This is a genomic window from Moritella yayanosii, assembly GCF_900465055.1.
Taxonomy (GTDB): Bacteria; Pseudomonadota; Gammaproteobacteria; order Enterobacterales; family Moritellaceae; genus Moritella; species Moritella yayanosii.
The window spans coordinates 2,540,615-2,555,986 of sequence record NZ_LS483250.1; the positions used below are offsets into that span (position 1 = coordinate 2,540,615).

At 41.3% G+C, this 15,372-nt stretch carries 9 protein-coding genes; 1 reads left to right on the top strand and 8 read right to left on the bottom strand.

Going from position 1 to position 15,372, the window contains the following annotated elements; all coding sequences use genetic code 11:
* Nucleotides 1-24: 24 nt before the first annotated feature.
* The 8 genes from ispD to rlmD all read right to left on the bottom strand — a co-directional run bounded on the left by ispD (nucleotide 25) and on the right by rlmD (nucleotide 12,466).
* Nucleotides 25-717 (bottom strand): 2-C-methyl-D-erythritol 4-phosphate cytidylyltransferase, encoded by a 693-nt coding sequence (gene ispD / locus MORIYA_RS11810; protein ID WP_112715411.1) that lies wholly within the window; start codon nucleotides 715-717, stop codon nucleotides 25-27.
* A 9-nt stretch (nucleotides 718-726) separates the two neighbouring features.
* Nucleotides 727-1,005 carry a cell division protein FtsB gene (gene ftsB / locus MORIYA_RS11815; protein ID WP_112715413.1) on the bottom strand — a complete coding sequence of 93 codons (279 nt, stop codon included), beginning with the start codon at nucleotides 1,003-1,005 and terminating at the stop codon, nucleotides 727-729.
* 123 nt (nucleotides 1,006-1,128) lie between these two features.
* Entirely contained in the window at nucleotides 1,129-2,430 is a 1,302-nt protein-coding gene (gene eno, locus MORIYA_RS11820; protein WP_112715415.1) for a phosphopyruvate hydratase, read from the bottom strand.
* 69 nt (nucleotides 2,431-2,499) lie between these two features.
* Nucleotides 2,500-4,137: a CTP synthase gene (locus MORIYA_RS11825; RefSeq protein WP_112715417.1), complete on the bottom strand. Its 1,638-nt coding sequence runs from the start codon at nucleotides 4,135-4,137 to the stop codon at nucleotides 2,500-2,502.
* A gap of 151 nt (nucleotides 4,138-4,288) precedes the next feature.
* A complete protein-coding gene (gene mazG / locus MORIYA_RS11830) occupies nucleotides 4,289-5,083 on the bottom strand; it encodes a nucleoside triphosphate pyrophosphohydrolase (protein ID WP_112715419.1) in 795 nt (264 codons plus the stop codon).
* Nucleotides 5,084-5,291: 208 nt separating this feature from the next.
* Nucleotides 5,292-8,510, bottom strand: a complete 3,219-nt coding sequence (locus tag MORIYA_RS11835; protein ID WP_112715421.1) for an HD domain-containing phosphohydrolase — start codon at nucleotides 8,508-8,510, stop codon at nucleotides 5,292-5,294.
* Nucleotides 8,511-8,840: 330 nt separating this feature from the next.
* Nucleotides 8,841-11,087 (bottom strand): GTP diphosphokinase, encoded by a 2,247-nt coding sequence (relA, locus tag MORIYA_RS11840; protein WP_112715423.1) that lies wholly within the window; start codon nucleotides 11,085-11,087, stop codon nucleotides 8,841-8,843.
* A 38-nt stretch (nucleotides 11,088-11,125) separates the two neighbouring features.
* Nucleotides 11,126-12,466 carry a 23S rRNA (uracil(1939)-C(5))-methyltransferase RlmD gene (rlmD, locus tag MORIYA_RS11845; RefSeq protein WP_112715425.1) on the bottom strand — a complete coding sequence of 447 codons (1,341 nt, stop codon included), beginning with the start codon at nucleotides 12,464-12,466 and terminating at the stop codon, nucleotides 11,126-11,128.
* Between the two features lie 118 nt (nucleotides 12,467-12,584).
* Between rlmD and barA the strand changes: the two genes are divergently transcribed.
* On the top strand, nucleotides 12,585-15,320 hold the full coding sequence (barA, locus tag MORIYA_RS11850; RefSeq protein WP_112715427.1) for a two-component sensor histidine kinase BarA: 2,736 nt from the start codon (nucleotides 12,585-12,587) through the stop codon (nucleotides 15,318-15,320).
* Nucleotides 15,321-15,372 lie beyond the last annotated feature (52 nt).

A 15,372-nucleotide genomic window follows, 5' to 3' on the forward strand; every position in this document is an offset into this window, starting at 1 on the left:
ATTGCTCTTCGTTCTTATTTTTCGTTAGTAACGCTGCGTTAATTGCTGTAAAAACAGGGTTGCTAACGGCATGTCTTCTGGACGCGTTATTTTAATATTATCCGCGCGACCAATCACCATCTTAGGTGTAAACCCTAATAACTCAATCGCGGATGCTTCATCGGTGATATTGGCTTTGTCTGCTAAGCCTGTCGTTAACGCATTGGTCAGTAACGTCACTGGAAACATCTGTGGCGTTAACGCATGCCACAATAGCTCACGATCGACAGTGGTAATAATATTACCTTGTGCATTTGTACGCTTCATTGTATCGCGAACCTGACATCCAAGAATAGCACCATGTTTAGATGCCAGCGCACCAGCAATGAGACTGTCGATATCAGCATGAGTTAAACATGGGCGGGCAGCATCATGTACCAACACCCAGTTATATGACTGACAGGCCTGCAATCCTGCTAATACCGAATCAGCACGCTCTTTACCACCATCAACGCGGATAATAGCCGGGTCATTGGCAATCGTCAGGTCGGCAAACCAACCATCTTCGGGTCCGAGTGCCACCACAACTTGGGCAATACGAGGGTGGCTTAATAGTGCAGTTAGCGTATGTTCAATAACCGTTTTGTCTTGTAGCATTAAGTATTGTTTGGGAATACTCGCGCCCATGCGAGCGCCTACACCAGCGGCTGGGACCACCGCAATAAATTGTTCAGTCATCTCAGTAGCCTAGTGATCAACATTAATTATACGGTAGAAAGTTTCACCTTCTTTAATCATACCCAGTTCATTACGGGTACGTTCTTCAATCGCGTCGTAGCCATTACGCAGATCTAAGATCTCGTTTTTTAGCGCAGTATTACGTTCGATTAACACTTGATTATTGCTGTACTGGATATTGACTTCACGTTCGATACGCTTGTAGTCCATCACGCCATTATTACCGACAATAAAATGATAGCTCAATAAGCTTAGAATTAAGATTAATACAAAATAAAGCAGGCGCATGACAATCATCCCGTAAATGAATCAGTTATTGTCACATATAATGCAGGAATTGGTTAGCGTATAAATAAAAAAACCCGCTTAAAAGCGGGTTTTTATGCTATTCAGAATTAACAGTTAAGCAAATTAAGCTTGACCCTTAACCTCTTTAAGACCGTGGAAAGGAGCAGCATCACCTAGCGCTTCTTCGATACGGATTAGTTGATTGTACTTAGCAACACGATCAGAACGGCTCATAGAACCTGTTTTGATTTGGCCAGCACATGTACCAACAGCAAGATCAGCAATCGTTGCATCTTCAGTTTCACCAGAACGGTGAGAGATTATAGCTGTAAATCCTGCGTCTTTCGCCATCTTAATTGCCGCTAACGTTTCTGTTAGTGTACCAATTTGGTTAAATTTGATTAAGATTGAGTTAGTGATACCTTCTTTAATACCACGTGCCAAAATCTTAGTGTTCGTAACGAATAAATCATCACCCACTAATTGGATCTTGTCACCCAATAGTTCAGTCTGGTGTTTGAAACCAGCCCAATCAGATTCATCTAGACCATCTTCAATCGATACGATTGGGTATTGGTCAACAAGACCAGCAAGATAATGGTTGAACTCTTCAGCAGTAAATTTCTTACCTTCGCCTTTAAGATCGTAGATACCTTCTTCTTTGTTATAAAACTCAGAAGCAGCACAATCCATAGCCAGTGTAACGTCTTTACCCATTTCATAACCCGCTGCTTTAACCGCTTCTTCAATTGCAGCGAGTGCAGCAGCATTTGATTCTAGGTTAGGCGCGAAACCACCTTCGTCACCAACGGCAGTGCTTAGACCTTTAGACTTAAGTACTTTAGCTAGGTTGTGGAATACTTCAGCACCGATACGTACTGCTTCTCTAAAAGTTTTAGCGCCAACCGGTTGGATCATGAACTCTTGAATGTCGATGTTGTTATCAGCGTGCTCGCCACCGTTGATGATGTTCATCATAGGTAAAGGCATAGAGTATTGACCAGGCGTACCGTTTAACTCAGCAATGTGAGCGTATAGTGGTAAACCTTTTGCAGATGCAGCCGCTTTAGCGTTAGCCAAAGACACAGCAAGGATAGCGTTAGCACCGAATTGAGCTTTGTTTTCAGTGCCGTCTAGATCGATCATGATTTGGTCGATTGCAGCTTGATCAGTTGCATCTTTTCCCATTAGCGCTTCAGCGATAGGGCCATTGATTGCAGCGACAGCTTTAAGCACACCTTTACCTAAAAAGCGCGTTTTGTCGCCATCACGTAATTCAAGTGCTTCGCGTGAACCCGTAGAAGCGCCAGATGGAGCAGGTGCCATACCGATGAAACCACCGTCTAGGTGAACTTCAGCTTCAACAGTAGGATTACCACGTGAATCCATGATTTCGCGACCAATAATTTTAACGATCTTAGACATTTTTATTTCCTTAACTATTAAAAATTTAAGTATGCCGCGTTACCACGGCACTAATATTAAAATCTCTGATTAGCTAGTTGATGATTTTTTATTTTCACCAGCTGCCTTAATGAACCCTTCAAATAATGCATGACCATCACGTGGTGTTGAGGTGAATTCCGGGTGAAATTGCGCAGCAATAAACCAAGGATGATTCGGATTCTCAATAATTTCGACTAATTTCTTGTCAGCAGATAAACCCGTTACTTCAAGGCCTGCTTTTTCGATTTTAGCGAGAAGGTTGTTGTTAACTTCATAACGGTGACGATGACGTTCTTTAATCGTCGCACTACCGTACATTTCTCTTACTTTACTCCCCGCTTTCAGATGACACAGTTGTGCTCCTAAACGCATAGTACCACCCATATCTGAGCTACCAGTACGTTCTTCAACCTTACCCGTATCATCAGTCCACTCGGTAATTAAGCCAACTACCGGGAATTTAGTCTCAGGGTTAAATTCTGTTGAATGAGCGCCTTCTAGGCCTACAACATTACGTGCAAATTCGATTAACGCTACTTGCATACCAAGACAGATACCGAAGTAAGGTACGTTATTCTCACGTGCATATTGTGCAGCAAGGATCTTGCCTTCAATACCACGTTCACCAAAACCGCCTGGTACTAAAATACCGTCTACTGTTTTCAGTATATCGGTGCCTCGAACTTCAAGATCTTGCGAGTCGATGTATTTGATCTTCACACTTAGACGGTTTTTCAGACCACCGTGCTTAAGTGCTTCGTTTACTGATTTATAAGCATCGGGTAGTTCGATATATTTACCGACCATACCAATCACGATTTCATCAGTTGGATTCGCTTCTTCAAAAATAACCTGTTCCCATTCAGCGAGATCCGCTTCAGGTGCAGTGATACCAAAACGGTTAACCACAAGTTCATCTAAACCTTGTGCTTTTAATAGCGCCGGAATTTTATAAATACTGTCCACATCTTTCAGTGAGATCACGGCTTTTTCTTCTACGTTACAGAATAACGAGATTTTAGCGCGTTCGTTCGCTGGTACATTACGATCAGAACGACAAATTAGGATGTCAGGCTGAATACCAATTGAACGTAACTCTTTCACTGAATGCTGTGTTGGTTTTGTTTTAACTTCACCAGCAGCCGCTAAATAAGGTACTAATGTTAGATGCATAAACATGGTGTGATCACGACCCAGTTGCACACCCATTTGACGTAATGCTTCTAGGAACGGTTGTGATTCAATATCACCTACCGTACCGCCCACTTCTACTACTGCAATATCAAAGCCTTCACAGCCCGCAATAACGCGTTCTTTGATCTCATTAGTAATATGTGGAATAACCTGAATGGTTGCACCTAAGTAATCACCACGGCGCTCTTTGGCCAGCACAGATGAATATACTTTACCCGTCGTAAAGTTATTACGTTTAGTCATGTGAGTACGAATAAAGCGCTCATAATGACCTAGATCTAGATCGGTCTCAGCACCATCGTCCGTTACGAATACTTCACCATGTTGAATCGGGCTCATTGTACCCGGATCAATGTTAATGTAAGGGTCTAGTTTCATCATTGTGACTTTTAAGCCACGTGCTTCTAAAATAGCTGCTAATGATGCTGCCGCAATACCTTTACCTAATGAGGATACTACCCCACCAGTAACAAAAACGTACTTAGTTGTCATACATAACCTGAAGTTGTTAGGGATTAATGTGTATTATTGAATATATACCAGAAGGGTCGACATTATAAACAAATCCCCCTCATCCCACAATGTTGACAAGTATAGCATTGCCGTTTTTGTATAACTGTGCGGTAGATCATATGTTGTAATTTTATTTCACTTTCTGCCATAGTGATTCCATTTCACTTATAGAACAATCACTTAGTGACTTACCATTCTGTAATGCAAGTACTTCTACCTGCCTAAATCTTTTTTCAAACTTTTCATTTGCCTTACGAAGTGCTTGCTCAGGATCGTGTTTTAGATGGCGCGTCACATTCACCACCGAGAACAATAGATCACCTAACTCTTCTTCAAGTTTGTCATCATCAATGACCGCCGCATCGGCTTCCGATACGACCTCGTCAATCTCTTCGTAAACCTTTGATAATGCTTGCTTGTAACCATTAAAATCAAAGTTCACCGTGGCGGCACGCTGCTGTATTTTCGCGGCGCGAACTAGAGCCGGAAAGACATTAGGAATGTTGTCTAATACACTGTGTGGAACTGCGCTTTTATGATTTTTTAAGCGCTCTTGAGATTTTTGTTTTTCCCATGCAACTATAATTTCAGATTTAGATTGTAGTTTTATTTCACCAAAAATAGATGGGTGACGCCGGATTATTTTTGCTGCAAGCTGTTGAATAACGTCATCAAAGCTGAATAATGCTTGCTCCTGTCCTAATTGGGTATAATAGAGTACGTGATAAAGCAGATCGCCAATTTCACCTTCCAGACCTTTAATGTCATTACTTTCAATGCTATCAATCACTTCATATGCTTCTTCTAACGTAAATTTAGCTATCGAGGCAAAGTTTTGCTGTAGGTTCCAAGGACATCCTGTATCTGGATCACGTAATTGTTCAACCATATGGCGTAAATCATTAATCGTGTACTTTTCTTTCAAAATAAATCCTATTAATTCAATTGTTCAATAAAATCCCGAGATCTTGACCCATTAGCTAAAATGCAGCCATAAACTGAGACTAAATGATTTATCAGTGAGTATATAATGATATGCATTACGTTTGGAGGGGAAGGACTAAATGAACAGAGTTGGATTAATGACGCGCTATAAGTCATCTGCAGAGAACTTATAGCGCGTTAGGAGACAATTAAGCCGTCATTTTTTTACTTAAATCGACCTCATCGAACGATTGTGGTTGCAGGTATTTACTTAAATCAATCTCATCGAGTTGTTCAGGCGGCAGATATTTTTGGGCATATTTAATATGGGTGCCGCTTTGTAAAAACAGCCTAAATAACGCGATATCTAAATGTTGATCCAAGGCCATCTTATACATGATATCCACGGCAACGCTGACCGGTTTGGCTTTCTTATAAGGACGGTCCGACGCCGTCAGCGCTTCGAATATATCCGCAATCACCAAGATACGCTCAGGAATAGAAAGATCATCGCCAGTCAGTTTACGCGGGTAACCCGTACCGTTTAATGTTTCATGGTGGGTTGAAGCATACCGTGGGACACGACTTAGTTCTGGCGGAAATGGCAGGTTTTCTAACATCTTAATCGTACTAATCATGTGTTCGTTGATCTTATATCTGTCTTCCGCCGTTAACGTACCGCGACTAATGGTTAAATTATAGACTTCACCTAGGTTATATTGATGCTCTGGCACGTCCATTTTAATACCAAATTTAGGATCAAACTCCACTTTGCGATCTCGCTTAATAATATGCTCAGCTTTGTCTGTCAGTAATTTTTCAATCACCGGTAATGGGGCATTCAACGACTCTTTTTTCACCCGTTCTTCAACCGAAGAAAGGCCTAAATTATCATCGAAATGACGTAACCATGTTTGTTCTGATAAAACCTTCACCCGGGCAATTTTATCCTCACTCATAAACTCGCCGCCAACATTCGATGCCGCAATAAACGCAAAATCATCGATCAGTTTTTGCTGCTTGGCCTTAAGCTCAGCATCGATCGTACTTTTATGCGCTGGTAAGACGATTTGTTTTTTTAACGCGGCGATTTCAGCATCACGCCACAACACTTCAAACCGCGTTCTAACTTCGTGAATACGGTTGTAATTTGCCTCTAACTTAGTGCCCTTATCGACAATATATTCAGGGGTCGTGATCTTGCCACAATCATGCAGCCAAGCTGCAATTCTAAATTCACGTTTCTCATCCGCGTTGGCAAATTTAAAATCTTTAAATAACGCGGAATCACATTGTTCAACCACATCAGCCAACATCATGCCAAGCTCTGGCACACGATTACAATGACCAGCCGTGTACTTCGATTTATCATCAATCGCTTGCGCAATAAGCTTAATAAACGCTTCTAAGAATTCATCCTGTGCAGTTTCATATTGTTGTAAGTCTTTGGACATCTCCAGCATCGCTTCAGATAACTCCCAGATTTCTTTTATTGGCGTATCCACTAATTGCACTTCACCATACTGCCGTTCTTGTACTTTTCTCGTTTCAACGCGTAATTGTCGGATCGGTCTTACAATGGGCGCGCCAAACCACCAAGCTAAAGGCAACATCAATAAAATGAACATAACGGTCACTAAAATAGCGATTGTTAGCTGCTCATTGACCTTCTTGTAAATCACTTTTTTGGGGATGACAACCGCGAAGAACTCTTCCGATTGAGAGCCAACCTTAACAGCACTGATATAAACTAAACTTTCCTGCCCATCGATAACACGCTCAAGAATTTGATCATGATTACCTTGTGATCCCGTTAGCGATACTAAGTCTTGATAAGGCACCATCATATTGTCGTGTATAACGTTATCCCCAAGCCATTTACTCGCCAGTGCAGCGCGTTGGGCATCACTAATATTTTCAATTGCAGCATTAATGATGGGAATAAGGCCGTGATGCTCTGCTTTCAACAAGATGTAAAACGCGGAAGAAAATTGTTCGGCCAGATCGGCAATATCATTATGCAATTTAAGGTTTTTATAGAAGTATTGCGATAATCCCGACATGAGTACCGGTTTAACATCCAGTAATGCGTCTGTGTCCCCCTCCGAAACAGACTTAAATGCTGCATTTAGATCCGCAAATTCAATCAACTCAATGTCAGGGAAATCTTGACGTAATTTTTCTATAATAGACCAGCCCGATAAGATAGCCACTTTCTGTCCAGTCAATTCGGCATAATTATCAATATCCGCATTACTCGCACGCGTCACTAAGGCAAAATTAAAATCATAAATAGGATCACTATATACACCTGAATATTTATTATTCTGATTTTTCTGTAACGAATGCAATCCATCGAGAGAACCATTGTTATACTTATCGATTAACTCGAACCAAGAAAAACCATTAATAAACTCAAAATCAATGCCCGTCATGTCCTCAATCAACAGCAGTATATCGACAGCATACCCTTGCGGTTTTCCGGATAAAGAAAAATCCAACGGCGCCTTGTCATTTTGATTGGAAATCTTTATTTTAGCGGTGTTGCTGATCGTGCTACGCTGCAGCGCTGTTAACGCCAACATAGCCGATTCGGGGATAACAGTGTGCTTCGCCGCTTGGCGACTTGACGATATCACTTCACCCGATCTTGTATATAGATAAGACTCAATTTCACTCGCATCATCAAAATCGAATGAATTATTCGACAATTTTTGGCTGATAGAAGACAGCACAATATCAATACCTAGGATGCTGTTATGAGCTGGGTTGTGCTGATGATTATGGTTATCTTTAAATTTAAGTGAATAAGTTTGACCCGTTATTTTTAAATGTTGAAATAAATAGGGTTTAGTTTTAAATACCGTGTCGGTATTCGCAGCCTCATACCAAGGCCTTTCGGTTGGGAAATAGTTACTTTGGGTCGTATTCATCTCTCGTAATATAAATTCACTATCGTAATAATAAGTTTCACGTATTCGATTCTGCCGATCACCCGTTATCTTGATAACAACCCAGCGATCATCGTTATTCGCAGCAATCTTTTCCCGTACAATTGGCGATGATTCAAGGTTGATCAATTGATAAAAATTCTCATTTTCTGAGCCAATATAGATACTGTAAAATAATTTATTTTCGGTCATAATAGTAGCAAAAATAGTACGCAGGTCTTGCTCATTCGATTGAATATCAAAAATATGGCTAATAGAAACCAATAAGCGCACCGTATTAGAAGCATCTCGTTCTAAGGTTTGTATATATGCGGATAAATCGGAAGATGCCTTAGATAAACTTTGCATGGTGTGTTCCACCGCCATTTTTTTACTGAAATGGTATTGTAAAGACACGGCTATCAAGCCTGTAATGAGGGTCGCAATTACAAACATGGTACCAACGGTAAAGCGAATTGAAAATGTCTTTCGTTTCATTAATATTCGTCCTTGAATTTAATTACTTCATGCGGAGCTAACGTATAAAGATCAATTAATAGGTTAGTCTAAATAAATTAAACACACAGACATATTGTTGAATATAATGATAAAAATAAAGAAAATCAAAGGTGTGTCGAATGACACATTGATAAAAATTGACTGGGTCGTCAGTTCTAAACGAATAGATATTTATAATGCCGAGTTAGAATAGTTTTTTGCTATAAGCGATTGAACATTTCAATAAAATCGAAAGAGAGTAAATATTGGCATTTACTCTCTTTTATATACCTAAACTACTTCAAAGTGCTCGCTCTAAGGCTTGCGTCTTTATTTTAAACGCCTCGCGTAAATAACACCTTTCACTTGGCTCATACGGTTAATTAAATGGGTTAAGGTATCAATATTATATAACTCGATATTGATTTCGAGTGTCGCCGTCTGTTGCTTAGCATCAGTACGGGTGTTCATACCCACAACGTGAATACGATCATTGGCAAAAATAGTCGTTAAATCACGTAACAGGCCACTGCGATCACTGGCATGCACCACCAACGTAACACCGTAACCACCACTAAAATCACCACCCCAAACCGCATCGATAATACGTTCCGGTTGGCGGTTACTTAAATCGGCATACTGTAAACAGCCATTGCGATGGATCGAAATACCACGGCCTTGGGTGATATAACCGACAATGTCATCGCCTGGGATAGGCTGACAACAGTTAGCAATATGGGTCATCAAGTTACCCATGCCTTCCACCACGATATGGTCTTTGCTGTGTTTTTTCTTCGGCTGATTTTGCGATTTTAGGACTTGTTGGTCAACAAGCTCGAGTGCAAGCTTATCTTCCTCTTCGGCACTGGGTTGTAATAACAACACTTTAATATGGTTAATAACTTGGTTAAGACGTGCGTCACCACTGCCCACTTGGGCTAATAAATCATCGATAGTATTGGCATTAAAACGTTCGAACGCACAACTCGCATCGGACAAGTGTAAGCCCAGTTTGTGTAACTCACCTTCCAACATATCTTTACCTGCCGCGACATTCTTATCGCGGTCAAGACGCTTAAAGTAAGTATTGATCTTAGCGCGGGCACGCGCAGATTTTACATAACCTAAGTTTGGTAATAACCAATCACGACTTGGGCTGGGATTTTTCTGAGTGATGATCTCAATCTGATCGCCCGTTTGCAATTCATACGTGAACGGCACAATACGACCGCTGATCTTGGCACCAATACAGCGATGACCCACCATGCTATGTACATAATAAGCAAAATCAAGCGGCGTTGAACCCTGTGGCATATCAACCACATCCCCTTTTGGGGTGAACACATAGACACGATCATCGAATACCTGACTGCGTAACTCATCAACTAAGCTACCGCTTTCTGCCATATCATCTTGCCATGCTAATAATTTACGTAACCAAGCAATTTTCTCTTCGTAGCTGCCTTTTTTGGTGGTATCAGCGCCTTCTTTGTAACGCCAATGTGCAGCGACGCCTAATTCAGCATCGTCGTGCATTTGCTTGGTACGGATCTGTACTTCAACCGCTTTACTTTCATCGCCTACTACGACAACAGTATGGATAGACTGATAACCATTGGCTTTTGGATTTGCTACATAATCATCAAATTCACTGGGAATAGGACGGAATAAATTATGGATCACACCCAACGCGGCATAACAATCCTGTAATTCATCCGCGATCACACGCACTGCGCGCACGTCATAGAGATCGGCGAAATCCAAGTTTTTCTTCTGCATCTTTTTCCAGATACTGTAGATATGCTTGGGACGACCGTAAACTTCGACTTTACCGCCAGCCGCTTCAACACCCGTTTTAACTTGCGCAACAAAGCGGTCGATAAATTCTTCACGATCGAGACGACGCTCAAGTAACAGCTTGGCAATTTGTTTGTAGGTATCAGGGTGAGAATAACGGAATGACAGATCTTCCAGTTCCCACTTAAGCTGACCGATACCTAAACGGTTAGCCAACGGCGAGTAGATATCTGCGATTTCTTTTGCTGCCAGTACGCGTTCTTCTTCAGATGCATTTTTTACCTGACGAAGATGACAAATACGCTCTGCTAATTTGATCACAATCGCACGCACATCGTCCACAATCGCCATTAACATGCGGCGTAAATTATCGATTTGTGCTTCAGATGGTTTTTTTGATTTTTCTTGCAGTGTACGGATCGCATCCATTTCGACAACCGCAACTAATAGGGGTAATAACTTGCTACCAAATAACGCTTCAATTTCGTCATTATCATATAATTTGGCATCAAAAAATGGATATAACAGGGCCACCTTTAAGGTCTCCATGTCCATATCCATGGTCATTAATATTTCGATCATTTCCACCCCGTAAGCAAGCAACGGGAAACGGAAATCAGCTTCATCCTCGCAGGATTCGGCGGCTTCTTTTAATGCTAGTTGAGAATATAACTCAAATAATTCATCTTGCTCTGTCGAGGTGAGTGCTAGCGAAGACGTCCAAGTCTTCGCATCAAAGTCTTCTGGGTTGGTCAAATGAGAATCACGTACCGCAACCATGTCTTAATTCCTAACAAAATAAAGCCAAAATACACGCGCTAAACACGTTCAAATAACGCCATTGATTCAACGTGTCCTGTCTGTGGGAACATATCAATCATACCAAGACGTGTTAATTTATAATGCTTTTCCATCAACAACTTCGAGTCTCGCGCTAATGTCGCAGGATTGCAAGATACATAGACAATTTTTTTCACTTTAAGTTTATGTAAATATTGCACTGTTTCAGCAGCACCTGCTCGAGCAGGATCTAATAATACTTTATCGAAACTGGTTTTTGCCCAAGGTAATTTAGAAAAATCTGCAGATAAGTCGGCTTGATAGAATTGCGCATTAGCAACATTATTGGCTATCGCATTCGCTTGCGCTTGACGCACCATCCCATCAACACCTTCAACACCAACAACCGAATGGCATAAACGTGCCAGCGGTAAGCTGAAGTTACCACCACCGCAAAACAGATCTAATACGCTGTCTTCCGGGGTTAATTCCAACCAATCTATCGCTTGTTTTACCATCTGGTTATTCACCATAGGGTTAACCTGAATGAAGTTACCCGCGGTAAAACTGAGCTTAAATTCACCATCAGCCAATTTATACCATGCTGCGGGGGTCTCTGGGGTTAATTTAACCACTGATTCAGGTTCAGGTTCAGGTTGCAGATAAATACTCAACTGATGTTCACTGGCAAAGGCTTGCAGTAAATATTGATCTTTATCTTTTAACGGTTTCAAGATACGGAATAAGCAAATAACGCCCGAATCTACCGACAACAGCTCGATATGACCTAAATCACGACGTACTGTAAGCCTAGCAAGTAATTGGCGTAGTGGTTGGATCAATACTGACAAGGCTGGCTCTAATACTAGGCACTCGTTAATCGCAACCAGAGATTTACTGTGTCGCTCACGGAAACCAAAGACTAATTGCTTGGCCTTGCGGTCAAACATCACACTTAAACGTGCAGTACGACGATATTGCCAAGGTTGCGATAAAATCGGCTCGGCAATATTAATATCATCATTTTTACTGACGTGTTGCAATAGACTAAACAACGCAGTTTGTTTATAATCAGCCTGAACTTCGCTATCGAGTATTTGCAAACTACAGCCGCCACACGTTGCATAATGCGGACACGCTGGTTCAATTCGTCGTGCTGATGGGGTTAATATTTTTCTTAACGTCGCTTTTGCGTATTGCTTTTTTTGCTCAATAATATTCACTGATACTCGTTCAGCAGGTAGTGCACCAGCAACAAATACCACTTTGCCATCAAGACGCCCCAAACCTAGACCTTGGTGATCTAGCTTCTCAATAGTGATCTCGACCGCTTTATTCGTAATTTTTTGTACTTTTTTTGCTTTATAAATTTGCGCCATATTGATATACAACTATTGCCTATGTCATCATTAGGGTATTATTCTAACCTGCTTTCCCGCTTTATACTTTAAATAACTTCGTAGATGGCATTAAACCCGATACCAATAAGATGACTTTATGACTAAATACGGACTTCGTGCCAAAGTAATGGCCCTGACGATTTTACCGACAGTTTTGATCGGTACACTATTAGCCAGCTATTTCACTTTTAACCGCTATCAGCAACTAGAAACAGTGCTTATTGAACAGGGCATCAATATCATAGAACCACTGGCTATCGCGAGTGAGTACGGCATGTTACAAAACAGCCGAGAATCACTGAAAAAACTGCTCGGTTTAACCCACCGAAAATTTGCGCCGACGATTAAAAGTATCGCCATTTTTGATAGCAATAATAAGCTGTTTGTAACCAGTAATTATCACCGTAATTTTTCCGTGCTCAAGAATCCCGATAACAGCAAGTTACCGGAAACGACCCACGTCGAAGTACTTGATGATTACATCATCCTACGTTCCCCCATTATTTCCGAAATTGACTATCACAGTTTCCCATTAAACTTAGAAAACCCGGAGCAGATCCTCGGTTATTTATCTATCCAGCTGATACGTGACAAAGCGATATTACTGCAATACCGTGATACCACGGTCGCGGTATTTATTGTGTTACTGGGCTTCTTCACCGCGCTAATTTTCTCTTGGCAACTGGTTAAAAATGTAACCCAACCCATTACTGACATGGTGACAGTGGTCGATCGGATCAGAGAAGGTCGACTCGATGCCCGAGTCACAGGGGATCACACAGGTGAATTAGCACTGCTCAAGAATGGTATTAATTCGATGGCCAAATCGCTCTCCGCTTATCATGAAGAGATGCAACAAAATATTGATCAAGCGACCTCTGATTTACGGGAAACTTTAGAACAGATTGAGATCCAAAATATTGAATTGGATATGGCAAAAAAACGCGCGCAAGCAGCGGCACGGGTAAAATCTGAATTCTTGGCCAATATGAGTCATGAGTTAAGAACCCCGCTTAACGGGGTGATCGGTTTCTCACGCCAGTTATTAAAAACATCGCTGAGCCCGAATCAAACCGATTACTTACAGACCATTGAGAAATCAGCCAATAATTTACTGAGTATCATTAATGATATTCTTGATTTCTCTAAACTTGAAGCGGGTAAACTCACGTTAGAGCAAATTCCATTCAACCTACGCGACACCATTGAAGAAGCCGCAATCTTATTAGCCCCAACCGTGCATGATAAAGGCCTAGAATTATCACTACATGTTGATAAGAATGTACCCGATGGCATTATTGGCGACCCATTCCGTTTCCAGCAAGTGATCACCAACCTGCTGGGCAATGCGATCAAGTTTACTGAACACGGTAACATTGATATTCATATCGAATTACTGGAATGGACAGGTAATAGTGTCACCATCCAAACCAATATCCGTGATACCGGCATTGGTATTTCGGAACAACAACAAGCACAATTATTTCAGGCCTTTAACCAAGCTGACACCAGTATTTCAAGGCGTTATGGCGGTACCGGTTTAGGTCTGGTTATTACCCAACGTTTGGTTGAATTTATGGGCGGCGAGATCACGCTCGATTCTGACTTAGGCCAAGGGTCTAACTTCAAATTTTCTCTAAAATTCAAAATAACCGCTAACTCATTGTCAGAACCACTGCCAATAAGTAATTTTAAAGGTAAACAGGTATTATTGTACGAAGTCGATAGCTACTCAGCACGCTCGTTAATTTCACTGCTTAATAGCTGGGATCTGGACGTATTACATTGTGCTAATGAGGCTGAATGGCAGCACTATATCAATCAACCTTACTACTGTGTTGTTATTGCGCAAAATGATGAAAGCAACTTGACCCCTATGTATGACAAAATGAGTCAGTGTCATGACATTAATGCCGCTGTCGTGGTATTAATTAATTCCTCTGATCCTTGCTTACAAGAAGAAATCATTCGCGTGGGGGCAAGACATTGCCTGACTAAACCGTGTAATCATCGTAAATTAGTGAATGCATTAGCTTATTTAGAAAAACCTGATGAACAACCAATGCCACAACTGAAGATTGAGAAACCGAAAGCCAAAGTTGATCTGTCTATTTTAGCGGTTGACGATAATCCTGCAAACCTAAAACTGATTAGCGCGATGTTGGCCGATTCGGTGACTAAGATTGAAATTTGTAGCAATGGTGCGAAAGCCGTGGCTAAAGCCAATGAAATGGATTTTGATATTATCTTTATGGATATCCAAATGCCAATAATGGATGGTATCAGTGCCTGCAAAGCCATTCGTTCCGGCACGCGTAATCAATCGACGCCAATTATTGCCGTTACAGCACATGCAATGAGTGGTGAACGAGATCGTCTACTCAGTAAAGGCATGGATGATTACTTAACCAAACCGCTTGATGAATCCATTCTAAAACGTATCTTACAACAATGGAGCAGCTTGTCGCATGATAACACCGCTGTGAAAAATCATATTTTAAATTGGCCACTGACCTTGCAACGATCTATGGGTAAAGAAGACCTTGCAGTAGACATGTTAGAAATGTTTATCAATAGTCTCCCTGACATCAGCGAACACCTTGAACTGGCACTTGCACGTCGTTTATCACGCTCAGAATTTAAGCAGATAATCCATAAATTCCATGGGGGTGCGGCATGCTGTGGGGTATTACCAATTCAGAATTTAGCCGATCAGATTGAACGCGGATTACGCAAGGGTGCAGAAATTGAAGAAGTAGAACCCGAGATCTTTGAACTGCAAGAAGCCATTGAAACCGTGATTAAGGAAGCTCAGCCGTACTTGCCGAATTAGTGTATTGATTCACGAGTCAGTCTAAACAAACGAAAAAGGAGCCATCGGCTCC

What these genes read in the sequence shown, in the direction of transcription:
- ispD (WP_112715411.1), bottom strand. Translation starts at nt 717, where the DNA reads ATGACTGAACAATTTATTGCGGTGGTCCCAGCCGCTGGTGTAGGCGCT.
- ftsB (WP_112715413.1), bottom strand. Translation starts at nt 1,005, where the DNA reads ATGCGCCTGCTTTATTTTGTATTAATCTTAATTCTAAGCTTATTGAGC.
- eno (WP_112715415.1), bottom strand. Translation starts at nt 2,430, where the DNA reads ATGTCTAAGATCGTTAAAATTATTGGTCGCGAAATCATGGATTCACGT.
- MORIYA_RS11825 (WP_112715417.1), bottom strand. Translation starts at nt 4,137, where the DNA reads ATGACAACTAAGTACGTTTTTGTTACTGGTGGGGTAGTATCCTCATTA.
- MORIYA_RS11835 (WP_112715421.1), bottom strand. Translation starts at nt 8,510, where the DNA reads ATGAAACGAAAGACATTTTCAATTCGCTTTACCGTTGGTACCATGTTT.
- relA (WP_112715423.1), bottom strand. Translation starts at nt 11,087, where the DNA reads ATGGTTGCGGTACGTGATTCTCATTTGACCAACCCAGAAGACTTTGAT.
- rlmD (WP_112715425.1), bottom strand. Translation starts at nt 12,466, where the DNA reads ATGGCGCAAATTTATAAAGCAAAAAAAGTACAAAAAATTACGAATAAA.
- barA (WP_112715427.1), top strand. Translation starts at nt 12,585, where the DNA reads ATGACTAAATACGGACTTCGTGCCAAAGTAATGGCCCTGACGATTTTA.